Origin of the sequence: Pedobacter sp. R20-19 (assembly GCF_000708265.2) — a bacterium.
Taxonomy (GTDB): Bacteria; Bacteroidota; Bacteroidia; order Sphingobacteriales; family Sphingobacteriaceae; genus Pedobacter.
In genome coordinates, this window is sequence record NZ_JCKI01000001.1 from 617,186 (window position 1) to 643,501 (window position 26,316).

Annotated in this window: 25 protein-coding genes; 10 read left to right on the forward strand and 15 right to left on the reverse strand. The window is 36.7% G+C overall.

Annotation, left to right across the window (positions count from 1 at the left end; all coding sequences use genetic code 11):
* The first annotated feature begins 2 nt into the window (after window positions 1–2).
* The 3 genes from AN34_RS02725 (at window position 3) to AN34_RS02735 (ending at window position 1,924) form a co-directional block, all read left to right on the forward strand.
* The gene (locus AN34_RS02725) at window positions 3–707 is read left to right on the forward strand and encodes a 16S rRNA (uracil(1498)-N(3))-methyltransferase (protein ID WP_029282051.1); all 705 of its coding nucleotides are present in this window, start codon (window positions 3–5) and stop codon (window positions 705–707) included.
* Between the two features lie 127 nt (window positions 708–834).
* Complete coding sequence (locus AN34_RS02730; protein WP_231625477.1) at window positions 835–1,419, forward strand: DUF4159 domain-containing protein; 585 nt, start codon at window positions 835–837, stop codon at window positions 1,417–1,419.
* A 4-nt stretch (window positions 1,420–1,423) separates the two neighbouring features.
* Window positions 1,424–1,924, forward strand: coding sequence for an acetyl-CoA carboxylase biotin carboxyl carrier protein subunit (locus AN34_RS02735; protein WP_029282055.1), 501 nt, complete (start codon window positions 1,424–1,426; stop codon window positions 1,922–1,924).
* A 62-nt stretch (window positions 1,925–1,986) separates the two neighbouring features.
* Here AN34_RS02735 and AN34_RS02740 read toward each other — a convergent pair whose 3' ends face one another.
* Entirely contained in the window at window positions 1,987–3,648 is a 1,662-nt protein-coding gene (locus tag AN34_RS02740) for an SUMF1/EgtB/PvdO family nonheme iron enzyme (protein WP_029282057.1), read from the reverse strand.
* Window positions 3,649–4,093: 445 nt separating this feature from the next.
* Between AN34_RS02740 and porV the strand changes: the two genes are divergently transcribed.
* The gene (gene porV, locus AN34_RS02745; RefSeq protein WP_029282058.1) at window positions 4,094–5,278 is read left to right on the forward strand and encodes a type IX secretion system outer membrane channel protein PorV; all 1,185 of its coding nucleotides are present in this window, start codon (window positions 4,094–4,096) and stop codon (window positions 5,276–5,278) included.
* Window positions 5,279–5,333: 55 nt separating this feature from the next.
* Entirely contained in the window at window positions 5,334–5,813 is a 480-nt protein-coding gene (ispF, locus tag AN34_RS02750; protein WP_029282060.1) for a 2-C-methyl-D-erythritol 2,4-cyclodiphosphate synthase, read from the forward strand.
* A 64-nt stretch (window positions 5,814–5,877) separates the two neighbouring features.
* On the opposite strand, the gene AN34_RS02755 is transcribed toward ispF, so the two are convergent.
* The 9 genes from AN34_RS02755 to AN34_RS02790 form a co-directional block, all read right to left on the reverse strand.
* Entirely contained in the window at window positions 5,878–6,747 is an 870-nt protein-coding gene (locus AN34_RS02755) for a pirin family protein (protein ID WP_029282062.1), read from the reverse strand.
* Between the two features lie 74 nt (window positions 6,748–6,821).
* On the reverse strand, window positions 6,822–7,352 hold the full coding sequence (locus AN34_RS02760) for a YceI family protein (RefSeq protein ID WP_029282064.1): 531 nt from the start codon (window positions 7,350–7,352) through the stop codon (window positions 6,822–6,824).
* 169 nt (window positions 7,353–7,521) lie between these two features.
* Complete coding sequence (locus AN34_RS02765) at window positions 7,522–8,109, reverse strand: Crp/Fnr family transcriptional regulator (protein ID WP_029282066.1); 588 nt, start codon at window positions 8,107–8,109, stop codon at window positions 7,522–7,524.
* 10 nt (window positions 8,110–8,119) lie between these two features.
* Window positions 8,120–8,278: a FeoB-associated Cys-rich membrane protein gene (locus AN34_RS21375; RefSeq protein WP_082468299.1), complete on the reverse strand. Its 159-nt coding sequence runs from the start codon at window positions 8,276–8,278 to the stop codon at window positions 8,120–8,122.
* Window positions 8,279–8,430: 152 nt separating this feature from the next.
* Window positions 8,431–9,618, reverse strand: coding sequence for a hypothetical protein (locus tag AN34_RS02770; RefSeq protein WP_029282068.1), 1,188 nt, complete (start codon window positions 9,616–9,618; stop codon window positions 8,431–8,433).
* A gap of 35 nt (window positions 9,619–9,653) precedes the next feature.
* Window positions 9,654–10,481, reverse strand: coding sequence for a type 1 glutamine amidotransferase (locus tag AN34_RS02775; RefSeq protein ID WP_029282070.1), 828 nt, complete (start codon window positions 10,479–10,481; stop codon window positions 9,654–9,656).
* A 7-nt stretch (window positions 10,482–10,488) separates the two neighbouring features.
* Entirely contained in the window at window positions 10,489–11,589 is a 1,101-nt protein-coding gene (locus AN34_RS02780; protein ID WP_029282072.1) for a carboxylate-amine ligase, read from the reverse strand.
* 26 nt (window positions 11,590–11,615) lie between these two features.
* Complete coding sequence (locus AN34_RS02785; RefSeq protein WP_036676362.1) at window positions 11,616–12,671, reverse strand: RimK family alpha-L-glutamate ligase; 1,056 nt, start codon at window positions 12,669–12,671, stop codon at window positions 11,616–11,618.
* A gap of 87 nt (window positions 12,672–12,758) precedes the next feature.
* On the reverse strand, window positions 12,759–13,463 hold the full coding sequence (locus AN34_RS02790; protein ID WP_029282075.1) for an esterase family protein: 705 nt from the start codon (window positions 13,461–13,463) through the stop codon (window positions 12,759–12,761).
* Window positions 13,464–13,630: 167 nt separating this feature from the next.
* Between AN34_RS02790 and AN34_RS02795 the strand changes: the two genes are divergently transcribed.
* Window positions 13,631–14,440 (forward strand): esterase family protein, encoded by an 810-nt coding sequence (locus AN34_RS02795; protein WP_029282077.1) that lies wholly within the window; start codon window positions 13,631–13,633, stop codon window positions 14,438–14,440.
* 2 nt (window positions 14,441–14,442) lie between these two features.
* Here AN34_RS02795 and AN34_RS02800 read toward each other — a convergent pair whose 3' ends face one another.
* The gene (locus AN34_RS02800; RefSeq protein WP_029282079.1) at window positions 14,443–15,120 is read right to left on the reverse strand and encodes a TIGR02117 family protein; all 678 of its coding nucleotides are present in this window, start codon (window positions 15,118–15,120) and stop codon (window positions 14,443–14,445) included.
* A 141-nt stretch (window positions 15,121–15,261) separates the two neighbouring features.
* Between AN34_RS02800 and AN34_RS02805 the strand changes: the two genes are divergently transcribed.
* The gene (locus AN34_RS02805; protein ID WP_029282082.1) at window positions 15,262–15,711 is read left to right on the forward strand and encodes a VOC family protein; all 450 of its coding nucleotides are present in this window, start codon (window positions 15,262–15,264) and stop codon (window positions 15,709–15,711) included.
* Between the two features lie 85 nt (window positions 15,712–15,796).
* Here AN34_RS02805 and AN34_RS02810 read toward each other — a convergent pair whose 3' ends face one another.
* Window positions 15,797–16,138, reverse strand: coding sequence for a hypothetical protein (locus AN34_RS02810; RefSeq protein ID WP_029282084.1), 342 nt, complete (start codon window positions 16,136–16,138; stop codon window positions 15,797–15,799).
* A 280-nt stretch (window positions 16,139–16,418) separates the two neighbouring features.
* Between AN34_RS02810 and typA the strand changes: the two genes are divergently transcribed.
* Window positions 16,419–18,224, forward strand: coding sequence for a translational GTPase TypA (typA, locus tag AN34_RS02815; protein WP_029282086.1), 1,806 nt, complete (start codon window positions 16,419–16,421; stop codon window positions 18,222–18,224).
* A 227-nt stretch (window positions 18,225–18,451) separates the two neighbouring features.
* Here typA and AN34_RS02820 read toward each other — a convergent pair whose 3' ends face one another.
* On the reverse strand, window positions 18,452–18,982 hold the full coding sequence (locus AN34_RS02820; protein WP_029282088.1) for an AAA family ATPase: 531 nt from the start codon (window positions 18,980–18,982) through the stop codon (window positions 18,452–18,454).
* Window positions 18,966–19,583, reverse strand: coding sequence for a nicotinamide riboside transporter PnuC (gene pnuC, locus AN34_RS02825; RefSeq protein WP_029282090.1), 618 nt, complete (start codon window positions 19,581–19,583; stop codon window positions 18,966–18,968). The genes AN34_RS02820 and pnuC overlap by 17 nt, the downstream gene beginning before the upstream one ends.
* A 470-nt stretch (window positions 19,584–20,053) precedes the next feature.
* Here pnuC and AN34_RS02830 point away from each other — a divergent pair, with 470 nt between their 5' ends.
* On the forward strand, window positions 20,054–20,371 hold the full coding sequence (locus AN34_RS02830) for a hypothetical protein (RefSeq protein WP_029282092.1): 318 nt from the start codon (window positions 20,054–20,056) through the stop codon (window positions 20,369–20,371).
* 336 nt (window positions 20,372–20,707) lie between these two features.
* Complete coding sequence (gene carB, locus AN34_RS02835) at window positions 20,708–23,545, forward strand: carbamoyl-phosphate synthase large subunit (protein WP_029282093.1); 2,838 nt, start codon at window positions 20,708–20,710, stop codon at window positions 23,543–23,545.
* 91 nt (window positions 23,546–23,636) lie between these two features.
* On the opposite strand, the gene AN34_RS02840 is transcribed toward carB, so the two are convergent.
* Window positions 23,637–26,075 (reverse strand): TonB-dependent receptor domain-containing protein, encoded by a 2,439-nt coding sequence (locus AN34_RS02840; RefSeq protein WP_029282096.1) that lies wholly within the window; start codon window positions 26,073–26,075, stop codon window positions 23,637–23,639.
* Window positions 26,076–26,316: the final 241 nt, after the last annotated feature.

Consider the following 26,316-nt stretch of genomic DNA (forward strand, 5'->3'; position numbering starts at 1 on the left):
ACATGCATATTTTTTATACGCCAGATATTTATCAAAATACTTATACCCTAAACGAAGAAGAAAGTAAACATTGTGTTCGGGTTCTTCGGCTTTCAAAAGGAACCATTGTTAACCTGGTTGATGGTGTTGGCGGGTTTTATACGGCAGAAATTACGGACGATCATCCTAAGAAGGTTTCATTATTCATTTTAAGTGTAGAAACTGAATTTCATAAAAGAAATCATTATCTTCACATTGCTGTAGCGCCCACAAAAAATATCGATCGAATGGAGTGGTTTTTAGAGAAAGCTACCGAGCTTGGGATTGATGAAGTTACACCTATCATTACAGATCGTTCTGAAAGACGTGTAGTAAAAGACGATCGGTTAAATAAAGTGATTACAAGTGCTGTAAAACAATCGATTAAGGCTTATCACCCCAAACTTAACGAAGCGATTTCTTTTGATGATTTTCTAAAACAACCATTTGATGGTCAGCAATTAATAGCCCATTGTATTGATGATCAGAAAAAAGAATATATCTCAGCCCTCGTTCAGCCACAAGAGAAATATTTAATTCTTATTGGACCAGAGGGTGATTTTACTTCAGAAGAAGTTGATTTAGCTTTGAATAAAGGCTTTAAACCACTAACTTTAGGAGAGAACAGGTTGCGTACTGAAACTGCTGCGCTCGCTGTTTGTTTTGAAATCAATTACCTTAACCGATAATCTTTTGAAGTTTCAAATGATCCGTTTTCAGTATTCAAAAGCGGCAAAGCTAGGGATTTTCTGCTTTGGTATTTTGACGCTTAGCTTTATTTTCTATGCTTTCACCTTTTTACCTCCTTCATACCGGATGGCTAAATTGAAGTATAGTGGTGGCGGAGATTGGTATGCTGATCGAACGGCACTTCCAAACCTGATTGCATATTGTAACTCCAATCTTAAAACTAACTTTTATCCTGAAGAAAGCATTGTAGACGTGGGATCAAAAGAAATATTTAACTATCCTTTTATCTACATGACCGGGCATGGAAATGTGCAGTTTAGTGATCTGGAAGCTAAAAATTTACGTCAATATTTAATGGGTGGTGGATTTCTGCATATTGATGATAATTATGGCTTAGACAAATTTATAAGGCCACAAATGAAAAAGGTTTTTCCTGAATTAGCATTTATAGAATTGCCGTCTAATCATGATATTTATAACCAAAAATTTAAGTTTCCAAATGGATTGCCTAAAATTCATGAACATGATAACAAGCGGCCTCAGGGTTTTGCATTGATTTATAAAGGTCGTGTGGTTTGCTATTATACTTTTGAATGTGATTTAGGTAACGGCTGGGAAGATTTTGGTACTTATCCGGAAGATACACAAGAAACGCGTTCAAAAGCGTTAAAAATGGGTGCTAATTTGGTGCAATATGCTTTAACACAATAAACGTATGGATAGGATAGAGGTAAATAAAAATACAGTTTTCAATATTGACGAAAGAGATGCTAAACACTATGTAAATAGCCAGACTATTGAACTGGACTCAATTAACATATCGTCTTCGGAAACACATATTTTATATCAAAATCAATCATTCAACGTAGAAGTTATTGAGGCAAATCATCAGGATAAGACTTGCAAAATCAAAGTGAATGGAACAATTTATCAGACCAAAATGGAAGATCGGTTTGATCAGCTATTGAAAAACCTGGGAATGGATAACCTGGCTTCTAATAAAGTTTTAGAGATGAAAGCACCCATGCCTGGTTTAGTTTTAAAAGTATTGGTTGATACTGGTGTTGAAGTTAAGAAAGGGGATAACCTTTTAATTCTGGAAGCCATGAAGATGGAAAATATCTTAAAGTCAACTACTGATGGAACAGTTAGTAAAATATTAGTTAAACAAGGAGATAAGGTAGAAAAGAACCAGATCTTAATTCAGTTTAAATAAATTATATCTAAGTCTTGATATAAAAAAAGTCCCGGTTTTAGGCCGGGACTTTTTTATGTGATTTATCTTCCTTTAACTCGGTAAGGTTTAGGAGGTGGGGTTTTGAAACTTCTCTTTCCGGCAGTGCTAATTTCCGGGGCACCTAACATGGTCATAGCACAACGAAATCCAACTTCTGCAGATGATTCATCTTGTTGCATAAAGCGACGTGTAGCAGGATTTAACCAGTAGGCCATATCATTCCATGACCCCCCTTTATAAACTCTTGATTTGTCATTAACCAGCGTTACACCTTCTTCATTAAGCAATAAGTTTTGCTTATCGCGATAACCTCTTTGATCTGCCTGATAGGCATTGGAAGAAGTAATGGATTGTGGATCAGTAGATTTTGAAATCGAATCTACAAGTTTGGCCTGTGCCTGTTTTTCTGCCCAGGTTTGCTTCCTGCCCGAATATGCATTCTCTTTAATTGGATTACCATATTTATCGAGCGCGATTTTACCGTTTTGGCTATCTTCTAATTTCTTATTAGTGAAATAATTACCACGGTAAGGATTAAAAGCATCAGCATCAGTAAAGGTTCCTGTTCTATATACATCATTAACCCACTCATTTACGTTTCCAGCCATATTATATAAGCCAAAATCATTTGCGGCATATTGAATAACAGGCACCGTTAAATCACCCTTATCATTTAATGATCCACCAACACCCATATAATCTCCAGGAGCCCTTTTAAAGTTTGCCTGAATCATACCTCTCGTTTTCTTGCTCGCTGAACTCACACCCAGTCCGTTCCAAGGGTAAATTTTATTTTGATTAATGTTTTCATATTCAGTATTTCCAATCAGACCCAAGGCAGCATATTCCCACTCAGCTTCTGTAGGTAAACGATATGGTTGCATAATTACACCATCTTCCAATGTTGCTGTTCTACGGGGTTGAGTATTTCCTTTGCCAGTACCAGCGGTTGTTGTTGCTGCGCCTGCTTTTGTATTGTAGTCAACAGGTGCATTTTTACCTTTATCATCATACTGGCCATTAAGATAAGCATCTGTATTAAATGGTTTATCTGGCTTAGGTACAGCTGCAGCATTATTTCCTTTGCCGGTTGTACCTGCACTAAGCGTTTTATAATCAGTTAAAATACCTTTTTCACGAAGGATAAATTCATTGGCTCTTGATGTTCTCCACTCACAATAACGAGATGCCTGTTCCCAGGATACACCAACAACGGGATAATCACGGTAAGCGGGATGCCTTAAATAGTTATCTACGTAAGGTTCATTATAGGATAGTGAACTTCTCCAAACCAAGGTATCGGGTAGCTCATTATAGTAAAACTCACGATCCTCAGGATAATTATACCTGATCCAGTGTAAATATTCTAACCAGTCTGTATTGGAAACCTCTGTTTCATCCATATAAAACGAAGGCACTGTAACCTGTCTTTTATAATTGTAAATATTAGGTTCAACTCCAGGTATTTCGATGGCGCTTCCACCCACAACTAAAACACCACCCTCAATTGGGATCAACCCGGGGCCTGGTGCGCGTTTGTATTGTGTAGCAACAGCAAAAGCTCCAGAAGCATTATTTTTACTTTTGCGATTGGCATATGGTATGCCTGTTTTACTAGAGCTGTTTCCACCTTTAGAGCTACAACTGTAAAGCAGAATAGCTAATGACAAACACGTAAAAGAATATAGTAATAGTTTTTTCATAAGTTACTTTAAGAAAGTATCAACACCAGCAGTTTCAACAGATAAAATTAAACATTTTAAATGAAAATATAAATTTAGTCACAATATAAATTACTGATATATTTTTAAGGCATAACGTATGATCAGCTTTCTTATTGTCTTAGTATAATCTGTAAAATTATTTGTATTTAAAATATTCTAAATAAGGCAACTATATATTAATAAACTAAATGGCTTTTTTAAAAGTATAACAAGTGTGATCGGGTGCATAAGTTATAGTTTATAATACTCTGATATTAGATTGCATATAAGGTAATCACAGTGGCTTGTAAAAAAAAGTGGGTTTAATTAGTAAATTATGACTTAATTCGTAATTTGGTAAAATATAGTTTTTGGTTTTACGTTTAGAAATATGTTCTGCAAGTTTTGCCAAATACCAACATCTAAAATTACGTACCCTTAAAGGATGAAATTCAATTACATCTGTAAACTTGCCTTTTCTGCACTGTCGCTGGTCTTAGTGTTTGTTAAATCAAATGCACAGGTTGTAGTTGGCAACACGTTAACCAATGGAAGTGAATCTAATAATATTGTAACGGCTGTTCCATTCTTATTAATTACTCCAGATGCCCGCTCCGGAGCAATGGGTGATGCTGGAGTAGCAGTTGCTGGTGATGTAAATTCAACAAGTATTAATCCTTCTAAACTTGCATTTCTTGATCAGCCATATGGATTTGCAGTATCTTATAGCCCCTGGTTAAAAAGCCTGGTACCAGATATTAGTTTGGCTTACTTAAGCGGATTCTATAAATTAGATGATCGAAATACTATTGGTGCATCATTAAGATACTTTTCATTAGGCTCCATTCAGCTAACGGATATTAATCAGCAAGAGCTGGGAATAGCAAACCCCAATGAACTGGCTTTTGATGTTACATTTGCACGAAATTTTGGCGAAGAATTTTCATTAGGCACGTCTCTCCGCTATATTTATTCCAATCTGGCATCAGGTCAGTTTGCCTCTGGTCAGGTTCGCGGCGGTAATGCTATTGCTGTAGACGTATCTGGCTTGTATAAAACATCAAGTAACTTATTTGGGAAACCAACAATTTTTTCTGCAGGAGCGAATATTTCTAATATTGGAACAAAAATGAGTTATTCAGACAATGGTCAAAGCTTTTTTCTGCCAACAAATTTCAAATTAGGTGGGGCTTCTACCATTACGTTAGACGATTATAGCACCTTTACTTTTGCACTTGATTTTAATAAGCTACTGGTACCTACACAACCAATTTATGATGCTAATAATAATATAGTAAGTGGAAAAAACCCTAACAGATCAGTTCCGGCCGGGATATTTGGATCATTTAGTGATGCGCCTGGTGGCTTTAGTGAAGAACTTAAGGAAGTCGGTATTTCAACTGGGGTAGAATATTGGTACAATCAACAGTTTGCCATTAGAGCCGGCTATAATTATCAAAGCCCAATGAAAGGTGATAGCCGCTATTTTACGATGGGGCTGGGCCTAAAATATAATGTCTTCAATATAGATTTTTCTTATTTATTGGCAAATGCGCAAACTAGCCCGCTCGCTAATACTTTACGTTTTAGTCTTTTGTTTAACTTTGGCGATCGTAAAATCGCGAAGTAACCGTAAGATTCGGCGGGACAATCAATTCTTCAAATCAGATCATAAATCAAATTAAATGAAAATAAGAGTAGGCTTTGGCTTCGATGTTCATCAATTAAAAGATGAGCACCCTTTTGTAGTAGGTGGAGTAACACTAGAACATCATAAAGGTGCTTTTGGTCATTCAGATGCTGATGTTTTACTGCACGCCATATGTGATGCACTTTTAGGCGCTGCTAATCTCCGTGATATTGGGTTCCATTTTAAAAATACGGACGACCGTTGGAAAGGGATCAGCAGTGTAATTCTATTAAAAGAAACCATTAAATTACTTACTGAAAAAGGCTGGCAGGTAGGGAATATAGATGCTATGCTCTGTTTGGAAGCACCCAAAATTAATCCTCACATTCCCGACATGCAGCAAAACATTGCTGATGCCATTGGAATATCTACGGAAGAAATCTCTATCAAAGCAACAACTAACGAACAAATGGGATTTATTGGACGTGAAGAAGGTGTGGTGGCCTATGCCGTATGCTTAATTGAAAAAGCATGATCTTTAAATAATTAAATTATTCAAAAGCTGGATTGACTTAAGCTATCCAGCTTTTTTTAATTCGTTACTCTTCCAGGTAACCAAATTTTCCCTGATTATAATCTGATAACGCCTGATTAATTTCAGCCTCTGTATTCATTAAAAAGGGGCCGTAGTGTACAATGGGTTCATTAACAGGCTCGCCGCTTAAGATTAAAACAACACTATTTTCTAAAGCTTGGATTTTAATTTCCGTTCCCATGTTTTCGAAATGTACAAAGCTATCTGCATGAGCGATTTCTTTTCCATTTATTTCTATCGCTCCCTCAATAATCATGAGGCCTGTATTATAATCTGAAGGAAAACTAAAATTTGCTTTTCCGCCTTTATTCAATCTGGCATTGTATAAATGAATGGATGTAAAAGTATTAGCATTGCCCACTATTCCCTGATAATTTCCGGCGATAACCTCAATTTTGCCTCCATAATCTGGCAGGTCAATAGTGGCCATTTCAGATTGCTTAATCGCCTGATATCCTGGTTTTCCCATTTTATCTTTTGCCGGTAAATTAACCCATAACTGAACCATTTGAAAGGTTCCGCCCTTTAAACTATAATTCTCTTCATGATATTCCTTATGCAGGATGCCTCGGGCAGCAGTCATCCATTGAACGTCACCAGGGTATATAACGCCGCTATTTCCTGTGCTATCATGGTGTGCAATAGCGCCATGATAGGCTATGGTTACGGTTTCAAAACCACGATGTGGATGAATTCCTACACCACGCGGATTTTTCCGGGCAGAAAATTCGATTTTTGAACCATAATCCATCAGGAAAAATGGACTCATATTGATTTTATATCCTCCCGGGAAAAAGTTATGTACTCTAAAACCATCTCCAACCATATGTGGTGCAGGTGCTTTTAAGATATTTGCTATTTGTTTTATTTCCATTCCCTTTCATTATTTAAGGCATGGGGTTTTGAGCACAGAGCTTCTATGCTCAAAACTCAAAACGCAATGCTATATTATACTTGTTTAACAAATTGTAGTTCACCTAATAAGCGAACTTCTTCACTCACCATTACACCACCGCCTTCTATAGCTGTATTCCAGGTGAGTCCAAAATCTGTACGGTTAATTTTGCCACTAAGTGTAAAGCCAGCTTTAATATTTTCCCATGGATCAGTTGCAATGCCACCAAATTCTGCAGTTAATTTTATTGGTTTAGTTTCTCCCTTAATAGTTAAATTACCATTAATAAGGTAGTCAGTACCCTCTTTTGTAACTGATGAAGATTGAAATTCCATCGTCGAAAACTGCTCCGCATTGAAGAAATCAGCGCTTTTTAAATGATGATCGCGGTCTGTGTTTCCGGTATCTAAAGAATTAATGTCGCCTTCAAATGAGATTTTACTGTTTTCAAATTCATCACCTTCTGCATCTAATTCTGCAGTAAAGGATTTTAAATTTCCAGTAATAGTGGTGATCATTAAGTGTTTTACTTTGAACTGAAGTTCGCTATGTGTTGGATCTAATGTCCATTTTGTAGTAGCCATATATTCGTTTTTTGATGCGTTTAATATTACATCACAAAAATACGGCAGGCGATTAGGGTTGAGGTTGATGTATGTTAACTAATGAATGAATTATTGAGGGATTGAATTAGAGAGTGTTAGCGTATTGAAATGGCATTACATCATTTAAAATTCCTTCATTCAAAATTAACTAAGGGCGGAAGTGTTTGTTGGCGAGTTCTTTTCTTACTCTACTTAACGATTCTGGAGTGATGCCTAAATACGAAGCAATCATCCATTGAGGTACGCGAAGCGTAAGGTTTGGATAAAGTTTGATAAAATCTAGATAGCGTTCTTCAGCAGTTGCACTTAGTAACATATTAATTCTCTTCTGCATAAAACGAATCGAATTGTTTAATAATCTAACTTGCATAGGTTGCAGGCAGGGTACTTGAATAGCTGCCTGTTCCATAAAATCATTAGGCATCAGCACTACTTCAGAGGCTTCAATCGCCTCAATAAAAAATATTGATGGCTCATTATTCATATTATTTCTGTCTGAAATTAACCAGTTTTCTGGTGCAAACTGAAGAATATGTTCTTTGCCTTTTGAATCAATAGAATAGGCCCGTAAAAGTCCCTTACAAACAAAAAAACCATGTTTGAGGTTATCTCCTGTATATTGAACGATTTGGCTTTTATCAAATTTCTTTACTTTTAATGGAGAAGAAATGCTATCGAATTGCTCATCAGTTATGGCTATTTTTTCTTTAAGATAGTTTTTAAACTGATCAATCATAAAGGAAGTATTACTTTTTTGAGGATTTAATATCTGAAAAATCTACGCCACATTTGCAATTGCCGCCGCAGCCATCTTTCTTAATCTGAAGAGACTTATAAACCAAACGGCCAACATATACCAATGCTACCGCAAAAAGTAAAAAGACTAAAATGGTTTGAATATTCATGACACAAATATAATAGGCTTTTTTAGTTTTGGTGTTCAGGTGAATGTAAATTATTTTAAAGTCGAAGTATGCATGAAATGTTTACCACAGAGCGCACTGAGTTTTACACTGAGTGCACAGAGAAAGTAATATTTCATGATAAAATGAAGAGATTAGTCTTCGATAAAACCTATCGTACCACCAACCCAGTCAAAATCTGCATTATAGCGAACGCCAATCATTTTGCCGCGACTTAATCTGGCTAAGTTGATGCAAAGCTGGGGTTCACCATTATCCGGCCATAAATACATCATTCTAATTTCTGCTTTAACTCCTCCGGATGGAGATTTTACGGCAGGTTCATAATTTACTTTCCTTTGTAAAATCCAGTTTTCCGGATCAGGAATGGTATTGATATCATCTTCCGTAACATCAATTATTACACCCATACCCGCAAATGAAAATAAAGGCTTTAATACATAGTTTTCCAGATCAGTTGGAATGCTGTCAATTTGATTCAGGAATCGGGTTTCAGGGACAAACTCACTATCTAAAAAAGGCATTGTGTATTTACTAATTCTGTAAAACCAATTTGGATGGGTAATCCATTCTATATCCAGTTCTTCCCGAGGGTCGAAATTGGTTTTAAAGATTTCCAGATTATTAGCTACTTCATCAAAGATTAACCGATTATAAATTCGTTTTAAATGAATCTGTTTACCATTTTCTTCGTAGAAGAGTTGCTTGCCTACTTTTTTAATATCCGTTAGTGCCAGTATTTTAATACCCAGCATTTTTTGTGTTACAAAAAAATCGATTGCTGTTTTTTGGTTTGGAGCATCAACATCCATCAGTGCTACCTCATGTGGCTGATGTTTACCTATGATGACTTCTTTTAATAATTGGATGTATGTCTCTTCATTAAATCCATTCAAAAAATAGTTAACAGAAGGGTCAATGTCAAAATGTGATGCAAAAGTTTTTCCCAGGTGATGTTGAAAACCATAAAGCGACGGAAAGCCTTGCATTTCAATTAGCATGGGGGTTAATTCGCCGGTTTCATTTTTACAAATACCAAAATCAAAAGTGAGAAAATGAGGGTGATCATTTTCATGAGGTACGCTCCATTTTAATGGGACGGATGGTGCTGTGAGGTCTTTAAAGTTCGGTAGCTTAATCAGTTTAATGATTTCCTCACCTGCAGCAATAAGTTTTTCTTTTAAAGCATTCGCAATAAATACCGGTGTTTCCGCCACACGAAAAGGAATTTCAGGGTAACCATTTTCCAAATCTTTAATGAATGTTTGATACTTTTCAGCATTCAACTGTTCATTGTATTTTTTGCGTTGGGAAGGTATCATATGTTATTATTTGTTTTTGACAACCGACTTTGATGTTATGCTTCTTGCAAATTTCCGATTGCTTTTTGCAGGAAATTAGGTAAAATCACACTTTGCGTCAGAACAATCCTTGCCGGGTCATCCAGGCTATTCAGCATATCTAAATACTTTTGTTCACCATGCATATCAATAATAGCTTTTTTCTTTTCTTCCTGAAGCAAGTACATTTTCATCCCGATTGGATCTGCCTCTGGATGAAACTGCGTGCCAATAATTTCATTAGAAAAACGAATCGCCATCATGCAGCGTTCTAAATCAATATGCTTGCGCTCTTTCTCTATTGCTAAAAGCTTTGCTCCTTTTTTTTCAAAGGCATCAAAATCAGGTTCTATTACTTGCCAATCTCTGCTGTCAACAGAGAAGAAGGGGTTGGTAATGCCATTAAAAATTTCATCCTGCTCGCCATCTTCGGTAAGTGTGATTGGAAAGATCCCAAAAGCATTCGATCGCCTTTCGGTTACATTACCCAGTTCATACTTCCGGCAGGCCAGTTGAAAGGAGTGGCAAATTAGAAAGGCATACTTCTTTTGTGTTTCATTTTTCGTATTAAAAACCTCAATCTGATCCAGTAGATTATAAAAATCGTTTTCCCACTTTTCACCTTCACTTTCCAGCGGGCTTCCAGGTCCACCACTGGAAATATAAGCATCGTATTCCAGTCCGGGAATTTCACCCTTTTGTCTTAAATCAAAAAGATCAAAAGAAAGATTGATATGATTATCGTCTCTAAAACGGGATAAAATTTCCTGAATTCCCCGCATTCCCTGGTTAGGTGCGCCGTTGTTCATATCAATTACAGCAACCCTTAATCCTTTTTTATCCATGGTAAAATTACTTTGCCCCTATAAGTGTTTGAGTGGTGATATAATCTACTACCGATTCAAAACTGCCAGTTTGTTGGTAAACAGCTAATTGTCTGTCGGCACCAGTGCCATGCTCCAGTATTCGGTGTACATAATTAATGTCATCACGGCATCCCAATTCATCCACTACATCATCAACAAAATCCAATAATTCCAAGACTAGATTTCGGCAATTAACTTCCATTTCTTTACCAAAATCAATCAAATTCCCATCAATTCCATAACGGGCAGCACGCCATTTATTCTCATTAATGAGCGCTCTGGAATAGCTGATAAATTCCATATTCTGCAAACGCAGTTTATATAACTTGGCACAAAGCGCCTGAAAAAGGGCAGTGAAAGCCATTGTCTCGTCAATCAGCATTGGGCAATCGCAAATGCGGAATTCAACCGTATCAAAAAAGGGGTGAACACGAATATCCCACCAGATTTTCTTTGCATTATCCATGCAATTGGTTTTGATCAGCAGTTTTACATAACTATCATAATCTTCTATACTATTAAAAATATCAGGTATACCCGTTCTGGGAAATTTGTCGAAAATTTTAGTTCTGAAAGATTTATAGCCAGTATTTCTTGATTCCCAGAAAGGTGAATTGGTTGACAAAGCAAATACGTGTGGCAGAAAATACCGAACCTGATTGGCTATGTGGATAGCCAACTCACGCGATTGAAAACCTACGTGAACATGAAGACCGAAAATTAGGTTAGACCGTGCCGCCTCCTGTAGTTCATTAACAATTTCATTGTAGCGGGGATGTTCGGTTATCAATTGCTTTTCCCAATGTGAAAAGGGGTGAGTGCCAGCTGCGCCAATTCGTAATCCCTGCTCTCCGGCAAGTTGTGATACAGTATAGCGCAGCTGAGAAATTTCTTTCCTGGCTTCGGTAGTTGATTTACAAATCCCGGTTCCAACCTCCACTACCGCCTGATGCATTTCGGCCTTCACCTGGTCTTTATGAATCTTTTGTGCAGCTTCTACAATCTTTTGATCATGCGAGGTAAGTTCCCTGGTAACGGGATCAATCACCATATATTCTTCCTCTATGCCCAGCGTAAATTCGTTCATCCTGATTGAAGTTTTTTTTATCCCTTTTATTTCTTTGGAGCTGCTTTCTTAGGTTTTGCAGTGGTTTTTTCTGTTGTTGTTTTAGCTGCAGTAGGTTTTTTTGCAATTGCTTTTGGAGCTGATTTGGCAACCAAAGGTTTTCCAGCAACCGAAGCCTTAATATATTCTCCCCAGGTTAAGTTATCTTGCCCATCTTTTTGCGCTTTAGCTCTTTCAATGGCATAATTGGCTGTAGTTTCTACTACCCAGTCGAAGTTCTCCTGTCCAACACTTTTAATATCTGCATCTGGAGCCGGGTTGCAGAAATCAATAGCAATAGGCACTCCATCTCTAACGGCAAATTCTACAGTGTTAAAGTCGTAACCTAAATACTGGCACAATTTCAGCGTATATTCTTCCACAGTTTTTAGCAATTTAGGATCTGGCGCCTTCCCATCAACAGCATAGCGCAAATGATGTGGATTGCGTGGATCATATTGCATTATGCGAACATGTTTACCACCAATACAATAACACCTAAAATATTCTTCGAAGATGATTTCTTCTTGTAAAAGCATCACCAATTGTTCGGTACCACTGTGTTTATCAAAAAAATCTTCTTTATCGTGAAGCTTATAAACATCTCTCCATCCACCTCCATCATATGGTTTCATATAAGCAGGAAACCCAGTGTATTCAAAAATCGCATCCCAATCGAGTGGCATAGTCAAGTTAGAAAAAGATTCACCAGTAGTCCCTGTTGGATGTTGTCTTGATGGAATTAAAGCTGTTTTCGGAACTGGTACACCAATCTGTTCGGCAAGCGCATTGTTAAAAAACTTTTCATCAGCACTCCACCAAAAGGGATTATTGATAACTGCTGTACCAGTAGTTGCTGCATTTTTTAATGATGCACGGTAAAATGGGACATCCTGAGAAATACGATCGATAATCACGGAATAACCAAGTGGAACATTTTGAAATATTTTATCGATTTTAACAGCCTCGGCAGTAATGCCATCTTCTGCCTTTTGATTAATCCTTTCGATAACAGCTTCAGGAAATGAACGTTCCTGGCCAAATAGAATCCCGATTTTTTTCATTTGTACTATTTAAGTTTAATTATGGTAAAGGTTAATCGTATAAATTGGTTAATTGTTTTATTACTTATTATAAATTGCCAATAAAAACTATAACTGAGCAATGTAGCTGGGAAACATTTCTCTCCAAATTGGCCAGTCATGATCTGCATTTTGCCTGATATCCAACCAATGATCAATACCTTTTTTTGTTAAAATGCCAGATAGATTTTCATTATCTGCACGACACATATCCCGGTCTGTGGTTCCCAGAACAATTTTCATATGGTGCAACTCAGGGTTACTGTTATTCATCAGGTTATCTACAGGGTTATTAAAATAGACGTCATCATTATAAAAGCCATCTAACTGCCCTTTAATATCAAATGCACCACTCATACTAAACATATGGCTCACCAGCCAGGGATGCCGAAAGGCAAAGTTGGCCGCATGATAGCCCCCAAAGCTACATCCTGCGGTAATGATTTTACTCCTCCCGGTTTCATGTCTGGCCAATGGAGCCACTTCTTCCAGCAGGTATTTATCATACCAAATGTGATTTTTAACTCTATCTGCAGGATGGATACTTTTATTGTACCAGCTCAGCTTATCAATACTATCAGGACAGTAAACTTTGATTTTACCTTCATTAATAAAACCCTCTACAGCATCAATAAGTTTAAAATCCTTATTTTCAAAATAGCGCCCCATACTGGTAGGAAACAACAACACTGGGATGCCACTGTGACCAAAAATGAGCATATCTATATCTGTACTTAAATTTGGGCTGTACCACTTTTTATGTTCTTCTCTCATATTGAAAATTGAATGTTTTAAGATAGAAATTTATTATTATAAAAAGAATCTTGTAAGCTTAAATAAAAGCGTAATGTAAAAATTGAATGCTGATAATTAATAGTTTAGTGAGATTTGTACCTTTGCGCAATTAAAGGGCAATATGCCAGTGTTAGGGGATTTAAGATATGTATACCGCAATTTTATCAGTAAAAGTTAATATCAATCATTTTAAAATTTCTTCTGTTTATTTACAGCATGAGGTAGAAATAGACATGTATGTGCCTGAAGGGATTTTAGGTAATGAAAAAATAGAACTTCTTTTAATTAATGACGGACAGGATGTAGCAAAAATGGATTTTGCTCAATTACTGGAGGATGCACACCTTAGCAAGCGAAATCATCGTTTAATTGTGGTGGCTATAAAAGCATCTGTAGATCGTTTAATGGAGTATGGCGTTGCTGGCACACCTGATTTTAAAGGAAGAGGTGCACATGCTGGTTTGTATAACGATTTTATTATTAAAGAACTTTTGCCTTTTGTTAAAAAGAAAATTGCAATGCCCATTACAGGTAAAGTTGCCTTTGCAGGTTTTTCACTCGGTGGTTTATCAGCCTTTGATATTGCCTGGAATAACCCGGCTATTTTTGATGTTGTAGGTGTTTTTTCAGGTGCTTTCTGGTGGCGCAAGAAAGATTTAACCGATGGATATACGGATGCAGATCGAATTATTCACGAATTAATTGATTGCAGCGATACTAAACCGGAGATGAAATTCTGGTTGATGACCGGAACGGAAGATGAAAAGGCCGATCGCAATAGAAACCTGATTATTGATTCTATAGATGATACCATCGATGTGGTAAAAGGACTTCTGAAAAAAGGCTATAAGCGTCCTGATCATATCTTTTATTATGAAAAAGTGGGGGGCAAACATGATGTTCCAACCTGGGAAAGTGTAATGCCTGCTTTTTTGAATTGGGCGTTTGAGGCTTAATGCTAATTGTACTTTTTAAGTATGCCCGTATCAAATATAGTCCATAAACAGCTTCTTTGTCCGCATGCCTTTAATGCTGCATTTGTCCAGGTGTTGCAGGTTTTAAATATGCTGTAACTCCCTTTCGCTTCATAAAAAGCATCACCAATATCATAATGAATGTTGGATTTAACATTTATTAAACGTCCGGATTCATCTTTCTTAAAACTATTTAAAATGTAATCGATCAATAATAGGTACTGTGCTTTACTGATCATGATTTTTTTACAGTTTACATCTTCTATAATATTTTTATAGTATGTGGTATGCATGGCCGAAGTGCTCAATCCGGAGATGGCCCTTAAGCCATTACTAAGCTTCAGGTCTGAAAATTCAGGTGTTTCGAGGTAGAATTTTTTATCGCCCCAGCCCATAGCCAGGTATCGATACGTGCTATCAGCCACTAAAGTGTTTTGATAACTGATTTCTTTTGTCCAGTTTATTTGGCCGGTAACCGCGGGAACGATAATATCAGTATGTACTCCATTCGTCATAATATAAATGGCAATTTCTTTTGGATTTGTTGGGTTGGCATTGATGGTAATACGCGAGCAGCAAAAAGCAGCGAGGAAGTAAATTCCAATCAATGCGATAAAAACTACTAAAAATCTGCCTGTATATTTTAAAATCCTTTTATTCATCCCAGTCTGTTAGTTACAATTAATACATCAGCGGCATTTTTGGTAACCCAATCTTCATAAAATTTTATCTATCGATTTTATTGATGGCAGTATCGAAAAACATGATTTTTTGCAGCTTTAAGTAATTCCTACCTTGACCGGATGATAAAAGGATTATTTGAAACACATATTGATGTTGAAGACTTAGAAAGAGCTATTGATTTTTATAAAAATGTGATGGGTTTAACTCAGTGTTATTATGAAGAAGGAAGGAGAATTGCTTTCTTCTGGGTTGGCGAGCCTAAGGGTGCAATGCTTGGGCTCTGGGAAAAACCGAAAGGTGAAGTGTGTGTAAGGCACTTTGCTTTCAGATGCGATGTAGAAGATGTACTGAACAAATCTGTAAGCTTTTTACAGAAGAACAACCTAAAACCTTATAATTTTCTAAAGAGCGATGATTTAGCGCCTATGGTTTTTGCCTGGATGCCGGCTATAGCCATTTATTTTAACGATCCTGATGGGAATGCATTAGAGTTTATTGCTATGTTGGAAGGCGAAGCTAAACCTGATTTAGGCGTTATTTCTTATGAAGACTGGCTAAATAGCATTTAAAAATAGAGCATTAAGGAAAATACGATATTACTAATTAAATATCTGGTTAGAACCTTAATGCCTAAAAAACAATGTTTAGTAAATATTATTCTTTATCCTGTACTACAATACCGCCACCTTCACAATGGATCAACACGGTACATTCATCCCGTCTATCTTTTACCAGCACTTTGGTATTTATTTTACAAAGTTTTTCTACCAATGCGTCTTGAATTTCAGCCCATTCCTGGCTTAGGGTTTCCAATTCCTTTTCTTTGCGTTCCCTTTCTATACAAGCAATAAGGTGTTCATCGGCCTGGTCTGAAGTAATGTATTCTTCTTTAGATAAATCTGGTACTTCAGCTGCATCCATAGCTCTTTTTGCTGCTTCTACTTCAAGCGACTTTTCTTCATAACTGTCAAATAACTCTTGTATTGATTTTTCCATTTACATAATACCTTCAAATTATTCATTTGTTTTGTTCATTTGAACTTGTACAATTTTTTTAAACATGCTTTGGTTTTTAAACCTGATGGAACAGCAGCCCCGAATTTTTGATGAGGGCTAAAGTGAACAGCAGGGCCGAAGTAAACCGAAATGTTACCGCCATTGCTTTTCTAATTAAAAATGAGACTATTACAGTGTTATTAAAGCATTAAATAGTGAACGTTATAGTAGAAAATCCATTTCTAAACACTATCTTTGCGCCAAATTTGAGGCGCATTTTATGCAAAAGATTAGAAATATAGCTATTATAGCACACGTTGACCACGGTAAAACCACGTTGGTTGATAAGATTTTACATTCATGTTCTATTTTTCGTGACAACGAACAAACAGGAGATTTGATATTGGATAATAACGATTTAGAGCGCGAACGTGGTATCACCATCGTATCTAAAAACGTGTCGGTTCAATACAAAGACGTAAAAATTAACATTATTGACACTCCTGGTCACGCGGATTTCGGCGGTGAAGTAGAGCGTGTTTTGAAGATGGCCGATGGTGTACTTTTACTTTGCGATGCTTTTGAAGGTGCTATGCCTCAAACACGTTTCGTAACGCAAAAAGCTTTAGCGCTTGGTTTAAAACCAATTGTGGTAGTAAACAAAGTAGATAAAGAAAACTGTCGTCCGGAAGAGGTTTATGAGCAAATTTTTGAATTGTTCTTTAACCTTGAAGCTACTGAAGAGCAATTGGATTTTCCTGTTATTTACGGTTCATCAAAACAAGGATGGATGAGTACTGACTGGCAAAAACCAACTACAGATATTTTTGCATTGTTAGATGCAGTTGTGGCTAACATTCCACCTGCTCCAATTAATGATGGTACATTACAAATGCAAATTACTTCATTAGATTATTCATCTTTTGTTGGTCGTATTGCAATTGGTCGTGTTCACCGCGGTACTATTAAAGAAAACCAACCGGTTACTTTAATTAAACGTGATGGAAAAGTTGTTAAAACAAGGGTAAAAGAACTTTATACTTTCGAAGGTTTAGGCAAAATCCGTACTACAGAAGTAAGTTCTGGTGATATTTGTGCAGTTGTAGGTATTGATGGTTTTGATATTGGTGATACTATTGCTGATTTTGAAGCACCAGAGCAGTTACCGGTAATCAGCATTGATGAGCCAACAATGAATATGTTATTTACCATTAATAACTCTCCATTCTTCGGTAAAGAAGGTAAATTGGTTACTTCTCAGCGTATTAAAGAACGTTTAATTAAAGAAACTGAGAAAAACCTGGCGTTAAAAGTTGTTGAAACAGCATCTCCTGATTCATGGTTAGTTTACGGTCGTGGTATTCTCCATTTATCGGTATTGATTGAAACCATGCGTCGTGAAGGTTATGAGATTCAGGTTGGTCAGCCACAGGTTATCGTAAAGGAAATCGATGGTAAAAAACATGAGCCAATTGAGACCTTAATTGTTGATGTACCTGGTGAAGTTTCTGGTAAAGTAATTGAATTGGTAACTCAACGTAAAGGTGAGTTATTGATTATGGAACCAAAAGGTGATTTACAACACTTAGAATTCGAAATCCCATCTCGCGGTATTATCGGTTTACGTAACAACGTATTAACTGCTACAGCTGGTGAGGCGATTATGGCACACCGTTTCAAAGCTTATGAGCCTTGGAAAGGAACTATCCCTGGTCGTTTAAATGGTGTATTGGTATCTATGGAAAAAGGTCAGACTACTGCTTATTCTATTGATAAGTTACAAGATAGAGGTCGTTTCTTTGTTGATCCGGGAGTTGATGTTTACGAAGGTCAGATTATGGGTGAGCACATCCGTGATAATGATTTAGTAGTAAACGTTGTGAAAGGAAAAGCATTAACCAATATGCGTGCATCTGGTACAGATGATAACACCCGTATCGCACCTGCAATTAAATTCTCTTTAGAAGAGGCTATGGAGTATATCCAGGCTGATGAGTATATTGAAGTTACGCCTGCAAGCATGCGTTTACGTAAAATCTTCTTAACAGAGCAAGAACGTAAAGTTAAAGGCAAGCAATTTGCTTAAACCCTTAAATCCCCTGAAGGGGACTTAAAATATAGATTACTAAAGCCTCGATGTAAAATCGGGGCTTTTTTTTAATTGGTGAGGTTTTTTACTATTTAAGGAATGTAAGTTGGATAGTGGAAATTCCTGGCGTGTTGGTTATACCTGCTATCCTTTTTTTTCTCTCTTTCAGGAGAGTGACTTCCACAAGCCTATCCAAAACCTACGTTCTTTAAAAGGGAGAGGCCCTATCGCCCTAAAAACTCATTAATAGCCCTTATCGCATGCTCTACTCGTAGTGTTCCTAAGCCGCTAATCACCCTATAGTTAGCATCCAAAGCATTTAGTTCCTTGTGCCACACCTCCATAAAATATTCCCTTTGATTCGGAAAGTCACGCAGTGGATCGTCCTGCCAGGGCAAATCAATGTCCATTAAAAGGTAAAGATCATAAGGTCTTTTTTGAAGTGCATCTAACACTATCTGGGGAGTTTCGCCTAACATCTCATCACTCCAGATTTTTACCGTTACAAAAGTGGTATCACAGATGATAAAATCACTTTCAGTAATGGTGAGAATGGCGTCTTCTAATGCTACCTGTCCATAGTACATGTTCACCTCGTCTTGTAAAGTGTAAGGAGCTGTTAAATTTTCACAGTAATAGCGGGCGTATTCAGGCACCCAGGAAACGCCATAATGTTTTGCCAGTAATTGAGACATGGTCGATTTGCCTGTACTCTCTGGTCCAACAATGGCAATCTTTTTAATTAATTTGTTCACGATATGTTTTTCTCCAGATTAAATAACCATTAAATGCAATAACAATTAGTACGAGATATAGTAATGCGCTTAGGTTGAGGTTTTTATAAATAAATAATGGAACGTAGCAGATGTTTGCAAAAACCCATAGCAACCAGTTTTCCAATATTTTTCGGGTTAAGAGCAGCTGCGCTGCGAAACTTATAGAAGTACAAAATCCATCTGCATAAGGTACAGTACTGTTGGTATAGTGATCCATAAACCAACCAAGTAAAACACTTAGCAGGGTAATAGATATAATTACCATTAGCCAATGTTTTATTGTTAATCTGGCAATTGGCCGATGTTGTTCCACCTTTTTATTAATCCAGAAATACCAGCCGTAAAATGCGGTAAACAGGAAATAAATCTGAAGCGTCATGTCGCCGTACATTGCCTCCCTAAAAAACAATATACCATAAGCCACTACACTGATGATGGAGATGGGCCAGTTCCAGATACTTTCTTTAGCGGCAAGATAAATGCATAAAAAGCCAGCAATCACCGCAACCCATTCTAAAAGGGTGGTTTGCTGAAACTGTGTGGTAACAAATTGAAAGAATGATGCTATGAGCAGGATCATATTAACCAAAAGTAAGAGAAAAAGCCATAAAAGAAAAAATCCGGTAGAGGAGGGCTCCTCTAACCGGATAATAAACCAAACAAACTATTTATGAAGAAATCCTCATTGCGGTTAACTACTCCGCGGAGGAAGCTTTAGATCTTTTTCTAAAGTATATACAAAACGCATATATGTTCTCCTTATTACAACATTATTGCCAATAATACCCTTTTAAATCATTCATGACTTAAACATGACTTCGTGTTCTTTTAACACTATATTTATGTTACATTTTAACAAATTTTAACTATTGTTCATTACTTTTGCGTTGGATTTACAACCAATATGAGCTTGGATTAAGCCAACTTTAGCATATTGTTTTTTACAAAATAATACAGTGTTCTATTTTGACGACAAACAAATTGGTTGTATAAACCGTTTAAAATGAGTTTCCATTGAAATGGAATTTTTTAGAAAAAAAATAAATTAATATGAAAAAGCTGAGTGTTTTTTGCGTAGCCTTAATTCTTTCATCTATTCTGTTTGTGGCCTTTACTTTCGTTAAACTGGGTGGCATTGTTGGGCGTGTAGGTCCAGTTGATGCCGTGACAGGTGTTTCTCTTATTGCTGGTCGGGATACTACGAGTGTGACCGTTAATCAAGGTAGCTTTTCTTTTACGCAGCTAAAAGAGGGGGTTTATACCATAGTGATTAAAGCCAATGCACCTTATAAAGATGCTGTTATCGAAAATGTTGCTGTTAAAGACAGTACCACTACCGACCTTGGAGAAGTGAGATTAAAGCAATAGTATTAAAAAGATATAAAAGGAGCTGATGCTCCTTTTTTTGTTTTCAGGAATTGTGGTTATCTTGTTTATGATTAACGGACCAAGTTAATTTTCGGGAAACATCTATTTTACTATAGCATAATCTTGGTTTTTTAATATAAAAACGTGCATTTCAGCTGTTTGATTTAGGGGATATTAATTTTTAAAATTTAATCAAAAACCTCCTTTAAAAAACATATCTTTGCATCCCGACAGAACAGTTGGGATTTTCTCTTCAAAAAGCAAAAAAACCTTCTTGCTTCTTCATCATTACCAGGTCAAATACTTTAGAATTTTAATCATTGTTTAAGCTTAATCATGCCTAAAGACACTTCAATACGCTCAGTATTAATTATCGGATCGGGACCAATTATTATTGGCCAAGCCTGCGAATTTGACTACTCGGGTTCACAAGCGGCACTTTCCTTAAAAGAAGAAGGAATTACCGTTTCCATTATCAACTCTAATCCGGCTACGATTATGACGGATAAGGTTATCGGAGATCATGTTTATCTTCGACCTTTATCGGTTGATTCAATAGAGGTAATTTTACAAGAGCATATCGACTCTGCAGATTTACCTAGAATTGACGCTGTTTTGCCAACTATGGGCGGTCAAACGGCGCTAAATCTTTGTGTAGAAGCTTCCGAACGTGGTGTTTGGGAAAAATATGGTGTTAAAGTTATCGGTGTTGATGTAGCGGCTATCGAAAAAACCGAAAACCGTGAATCTTTCCGCCAGTTAATGGTTGATATAGGTGTAGGTGTAGCGCCTTCTAAAATTGCCAACTCATTTTTAGAAGGTAAAGAAGCTGCTCAAGAAATTGGTTTTCCGTTGGTAATTCGCCCATCGTATACTTTAGGCGGTTCTGGTGGTGGTTTTGTACATAAAAAGGAAGAATTTGACGCTGCACTTAAACGTGGTTTAGAAGCTTCGCCAACACATGAGGTTTTGGTAGAACAAGCTGTTTTAGGCTGGAAAGAATATGAATTGGAGTTATTGAGAGATAGCAATGATAATGTAATCATTATCTGCTCGATTGAAAACTTCGATCCAATGGGTATCCATACTGGAGACTCGATCACTGTAGCGCCTGCTATGACCTTATCCGATCGTTGTTATCAGGATATGCGTAATCAGGCCATTAAAATGATGCGTGCTATCGGTACTTTTGCTGGTGGGTGTAATGTTCAGTTCTCGGTAAACCCGGCAAATGATGACATTATCGCCATTGAAATTAATCCACGTGTATCCCGTTCATCAGCTTTAGCTAGTAAAGCAACTGGTTATCCAATTGCTAAAATTGCAGCGAAACTGGCTATCGGTTATAACCTGGATGAAATTGAAAATCAAATTACCAAAACAACTTCAGCATACTTTGAGCCTACTTTAGATTACGTAATCGTTAAAATTCCTCGCTGGAATTTCGATAAATTTAAAGGTGCCAACAAAGAACTAGGCTTACAAATGAAATCTGTAGGTGAGGTAATGGCCATTGGTCGTACTTTTATCGAAGCTTTACAGAAAGCTTGTCAGAGTTTAGAAATAAGCCGTGCAGGTTTAGGTGCCGATGGCAGACAAGTGCGCAACATCGAAGAAATTATGGACGGCCTGGAGCATGCTTCATGGAACCGTTTGTTCTTAATAAAAGATGCCATGACAATGGGTGTGCCTTTGGAATCTATCCGTAAGGTAACTAAAATTGATAAATGGTTCTTAAACCAGATTCAGGATCTTGTTCTTTTAGAAACCGAATTAAAAAGATATTCATTAAATAATATTCCTCGTGATTTCTTCTTCACCCTTAAGCAGAAAGGATTCTCTGATATTCAGATTGCCTGGTTATTAGGGAATGTTACCGAAGATGAGGTTTATGATCGCCGTAAGGCTTTAGGCATCAACAGGGTTTATAAGATGGTTGATACTTGTGCTGCGGAATTCCCTGCTCAAACACCTTATTACTATTCTTCTTTTGATGAGGAAAATGAATCAATCCCTACAGAGAACAAAAAAGTAATTGTTTTAGGTTCTGGCCCCAACCGTATTGGTCAGGGAATAGAGTTTGATTACTCTTGTGTACATGGTTTGTTAGCAGCTAAAGAATCTGGTTTTGAAGCCATCATGGTGAACTGTAATCCTGAAACTGTTTCTACAGATTTTAACATGGCAGATAAGTTATACTTTGAGCCGGTTTTCTGGGAGCATGTTCGTGAGATTATCGAATTAGAGAAACCTGTGGGTGTGATTGTTCAATTGGGCGGTCAAACAGCGCTGAAGATGGCGGAGAAATTAACGGCATTAGGCATTAAAATTATCGGAACATCTTTCGAGAACATGGATATCGCTGAAGATCGCGGCCGTTTCTCAGACTTGCTTAAAGAATTAGATATCCCTTATCCAAAATATGGTGTAGCCGAAAATGCAGAAGAAGCCATTCTGGTTGCAAATGAAGTAGGTTATCCGGTATTGGTTCGCCCGAGTTATGTGTTAGGCGGACAAGGAATGAGCATTGTGATTAACGATGAAGACCTCGAAAAAGCTGTAGTAAAATTATTAGGTGATTTACCAGGTAACCGCGTATTGATTGATCACTTTTTAGATCGTGCAGAGGAAGCAGAATCTGATTCAATCTCTGATGGTGACGATGTACACATTGTTGGTATGATGGAGCACATCGAGCCTGCAGGTATTCACTCTGGTGATTCATTTGCAGTATTGCCTACTTTCAGCTTGCCAGAAACAGTAACTAAAGCAATGGAAGAGTATTCCATTAAGATTGCGAAAGCTTTAGATGTACGTGGCTTGTTAAACATTCAGTTTGCCATTAAAGATGAAAAGGTTTACGTGATTGAGGCCAACCCAAGAGCATCCCGAACAGTTCCTTTTATTGCTAAAGCATATGATGTTCCATACATTAACATTGCTGCTAAAATTATGTTAGGTGTAGCGAAGTTGAAAGATTTTACTATCGAACGTAAGCTTAAAGGTTATGCAATTAAAGAACCAGTATTCTCTTATGAGAAATTCCCTGAGGTTACGAAAGAGTTAGGTCCGGAAATGAAATCTACTGGTGAGGCGATTCGTTTCATTAAAGATTTAGAAGATCCTTACTTCCGTAAGCTTTACAAGGATAAATCCATGTATTTGAGTAAATAAAAATAAAAAAGGGCGATGGAAACATCGCCCTTTTTGTTTAAAACTGTTCTGATGAACAGGAGACATTAATATCAAATCTTAACCTCATGAATTAATTCTTCATTCTATTTTGCTCTGCTTCTGAACCCGTAGAACGGCGGCGGGCAGGTTTAATTTCTTTACCGAACCGATAAGTGAAAGTGATTCTTCCAAAGCGACTTTCATTTTTCTGATGTAAATTATAGTTTAATCCTGGATAAGTACTGGTTAAATTAGTTTCGGATGTGTTAAATATATCTGATAGGGCAAACTTTAAACTACCCTTTTTCTTAAACATCGTTTTGCTTAAACCCGCATCTATAGAATAATTAGACCGAATGCTTAATGTGCCATAATCCAATGGGGATTCGTAATTGCCGTTTAGTTCTGCGGTTAAGCCACTTGCAATAGTAAAACTTTGTTGTGATTTAAACTGGAAGGAAGTTTTTCCTGTTTTTAATGCACTGCCAGCCAGATCAGGAGCTTCAAAACTAAGATAGAAAACGTTTAAATTGTTATTTGCCTGCCACCATTTAGTAATCTGTATAGGTATATTTAAGTTGGCATTATAACTAATGTTTTTGGCAATATTTTCGTTCGTTTGGTATAACGCCTTTTGTGCCTCATCCGGCAAAATAACTTCCGCAATCACATCATTAGTTCTGCTATAACCTAAAGAAAGCATATACCTTTGCATAAAGGTATAGCTCAATTCAACATTATTAGTGTATTGCGGTTTCAAAAATGGATTACCCTTACTATAGGTATACTGATCCAGGTAATAAACAAATGGGTTTAAAGCATCATAACTTGGGCGGTCTATTCTTCGACTGTAAGAGAAACCCAACTGATTATTTTTAGAAAGTGTTTGCTGTACAAATAATGTAGGGAAAAAATCGAAATAATGCCGATCTACAACCGTATTTGTAGTAACCAGATTTCCCTTAGAATTAGTTTGCTCAACCCTTAACCCAAGCTGAATGCTGGTGTTTTTAAATTTCTTGTTAATATTGGTGTAGGCTGCATTTACATTTTCGTCATAAATAAATTGATTGCTGCGGCGAACATCATTTTGCCAAACATTATTCACCAGCTCTTCAGCCTGCAAATCGTTATCTGTTTTTACCCAGCTACTTTTTAAGCCAGCTTCAAGCTTTATGGTTTTACTCAATGCAACATTATAATCAACTTTAAAAGCTTTAATATCAATTTTTGAAGGTGTACCATTTCTGGTATAGTTAATCGGACGAATTCTATTGCCATTAGCAAACATATAATCATTCACATATTCAGAACCGTCATTTCCATTGTATTTTGAATAATCAAAATCTGCTGAAATTTCAGAACCTGCTGTATCTAAAACTGATTTGTAATTAAGATTATAAGAAATATTGTTGTATTTATTGTTTTGTAAACTGCTGGATGCCAGTGTAGAATCTACCTTTTGGAAGGATGTTCCGATTAAAGTGTTATTGTTGGTTGTCTCCGTTCCACGGTTAAAATAACCATTCACCAACACTCCAATGGTGTTATTTTTATCGATGAAATAATCTAAGCCTGCTTTAAAATTATTGTTTTGCTGTTTTCTTAAACTCAATCCCGATTGCATAAAATAAGTATCAGGTGTTCCGTTTGAAACGCGATCAATCATGATGAAATTTTCACGTGTGGTTTTCCCATAGTTATAATTTCCAAACAGATTTAATTTTTTTGTTCTATGGTTCAGGTTTAAGCCTGTATTGCCCCTAAAGTTTTTACCGTATCCAGCCGTGGCGTTTAAGCTTCCGTTTGTACCGCCGGCTTTGTTTTTCTTGGTTTTAATATTGATGATGCCTGAATTTCCGGCTGCGTCGTATTTAGAGGATGGATTTGTAATTAATTCGATGGTTTCAATTTCAGAACTTTGCATGTTTCGAAGTAGATTCGCTACATCAGCGCTACTCATATAAGTTTGCTTCCCATCAATCTGAATCAATACACCTTGTTTTCCCTGCATTGAAATTCTATCATTCTGATCAACAGAAACCCCAGGTGCTTTTTGCAATACCTCCAAAGCGCTGGAACCAGTCATAATGGTGCTGGTTGAAACGTTCATCACTACTCTATCCATTTTTCTTTCAATGAATGGTTTAGTTACAGCAATACTAACTTCTTTTAAATTTTGAGTGCTTGAAACAAGTTGAGCAGAACCAAAATCTACCTTCTGGTTTTTGTCTGTAAGTGTAATGGTTTTACTTTTAAAAGTATTATAGCCCATGTTACTGGCTTTGTAAAAGTAGTTTCCTTCTGTATTAACAGCAAAACCGAAAATGCCATTTTGATCCGTAAAACTGGTTTTTACAATGCTTGAATCAGCCGCTTTATATAATACTACTGTTGCATAATCTACTGGTTTTTTGTGCTCATCAAGGATAATTCCCGTTAGGTTAGGCTTGGGTGAAGTTTGTGCAAATAAACTTACTGAAGAGAAAGCAGCAATGATGATAAAGGATATTTTGTATAAAATTCTCATTTGTTTAGGTTTAAGTTTTAAAAAATCCAGGCAAAATAATTCCCATAACGCATGTTTCATGCGCCTTCTATTTTTGTCTTTATGTTTAAAGTTTAGCTTGGAAACGAATAGTCTCCTTTTTTAGTTATTAGTAAGACGAACGTTTTTTTAAAAGGTTACGAAGTTTTTAAAAAAAAGAAAAATCCCTGATTCAAAGACAAGTATAAGTCTGCAAATCAGGGATTTATTTAACACATCAAAA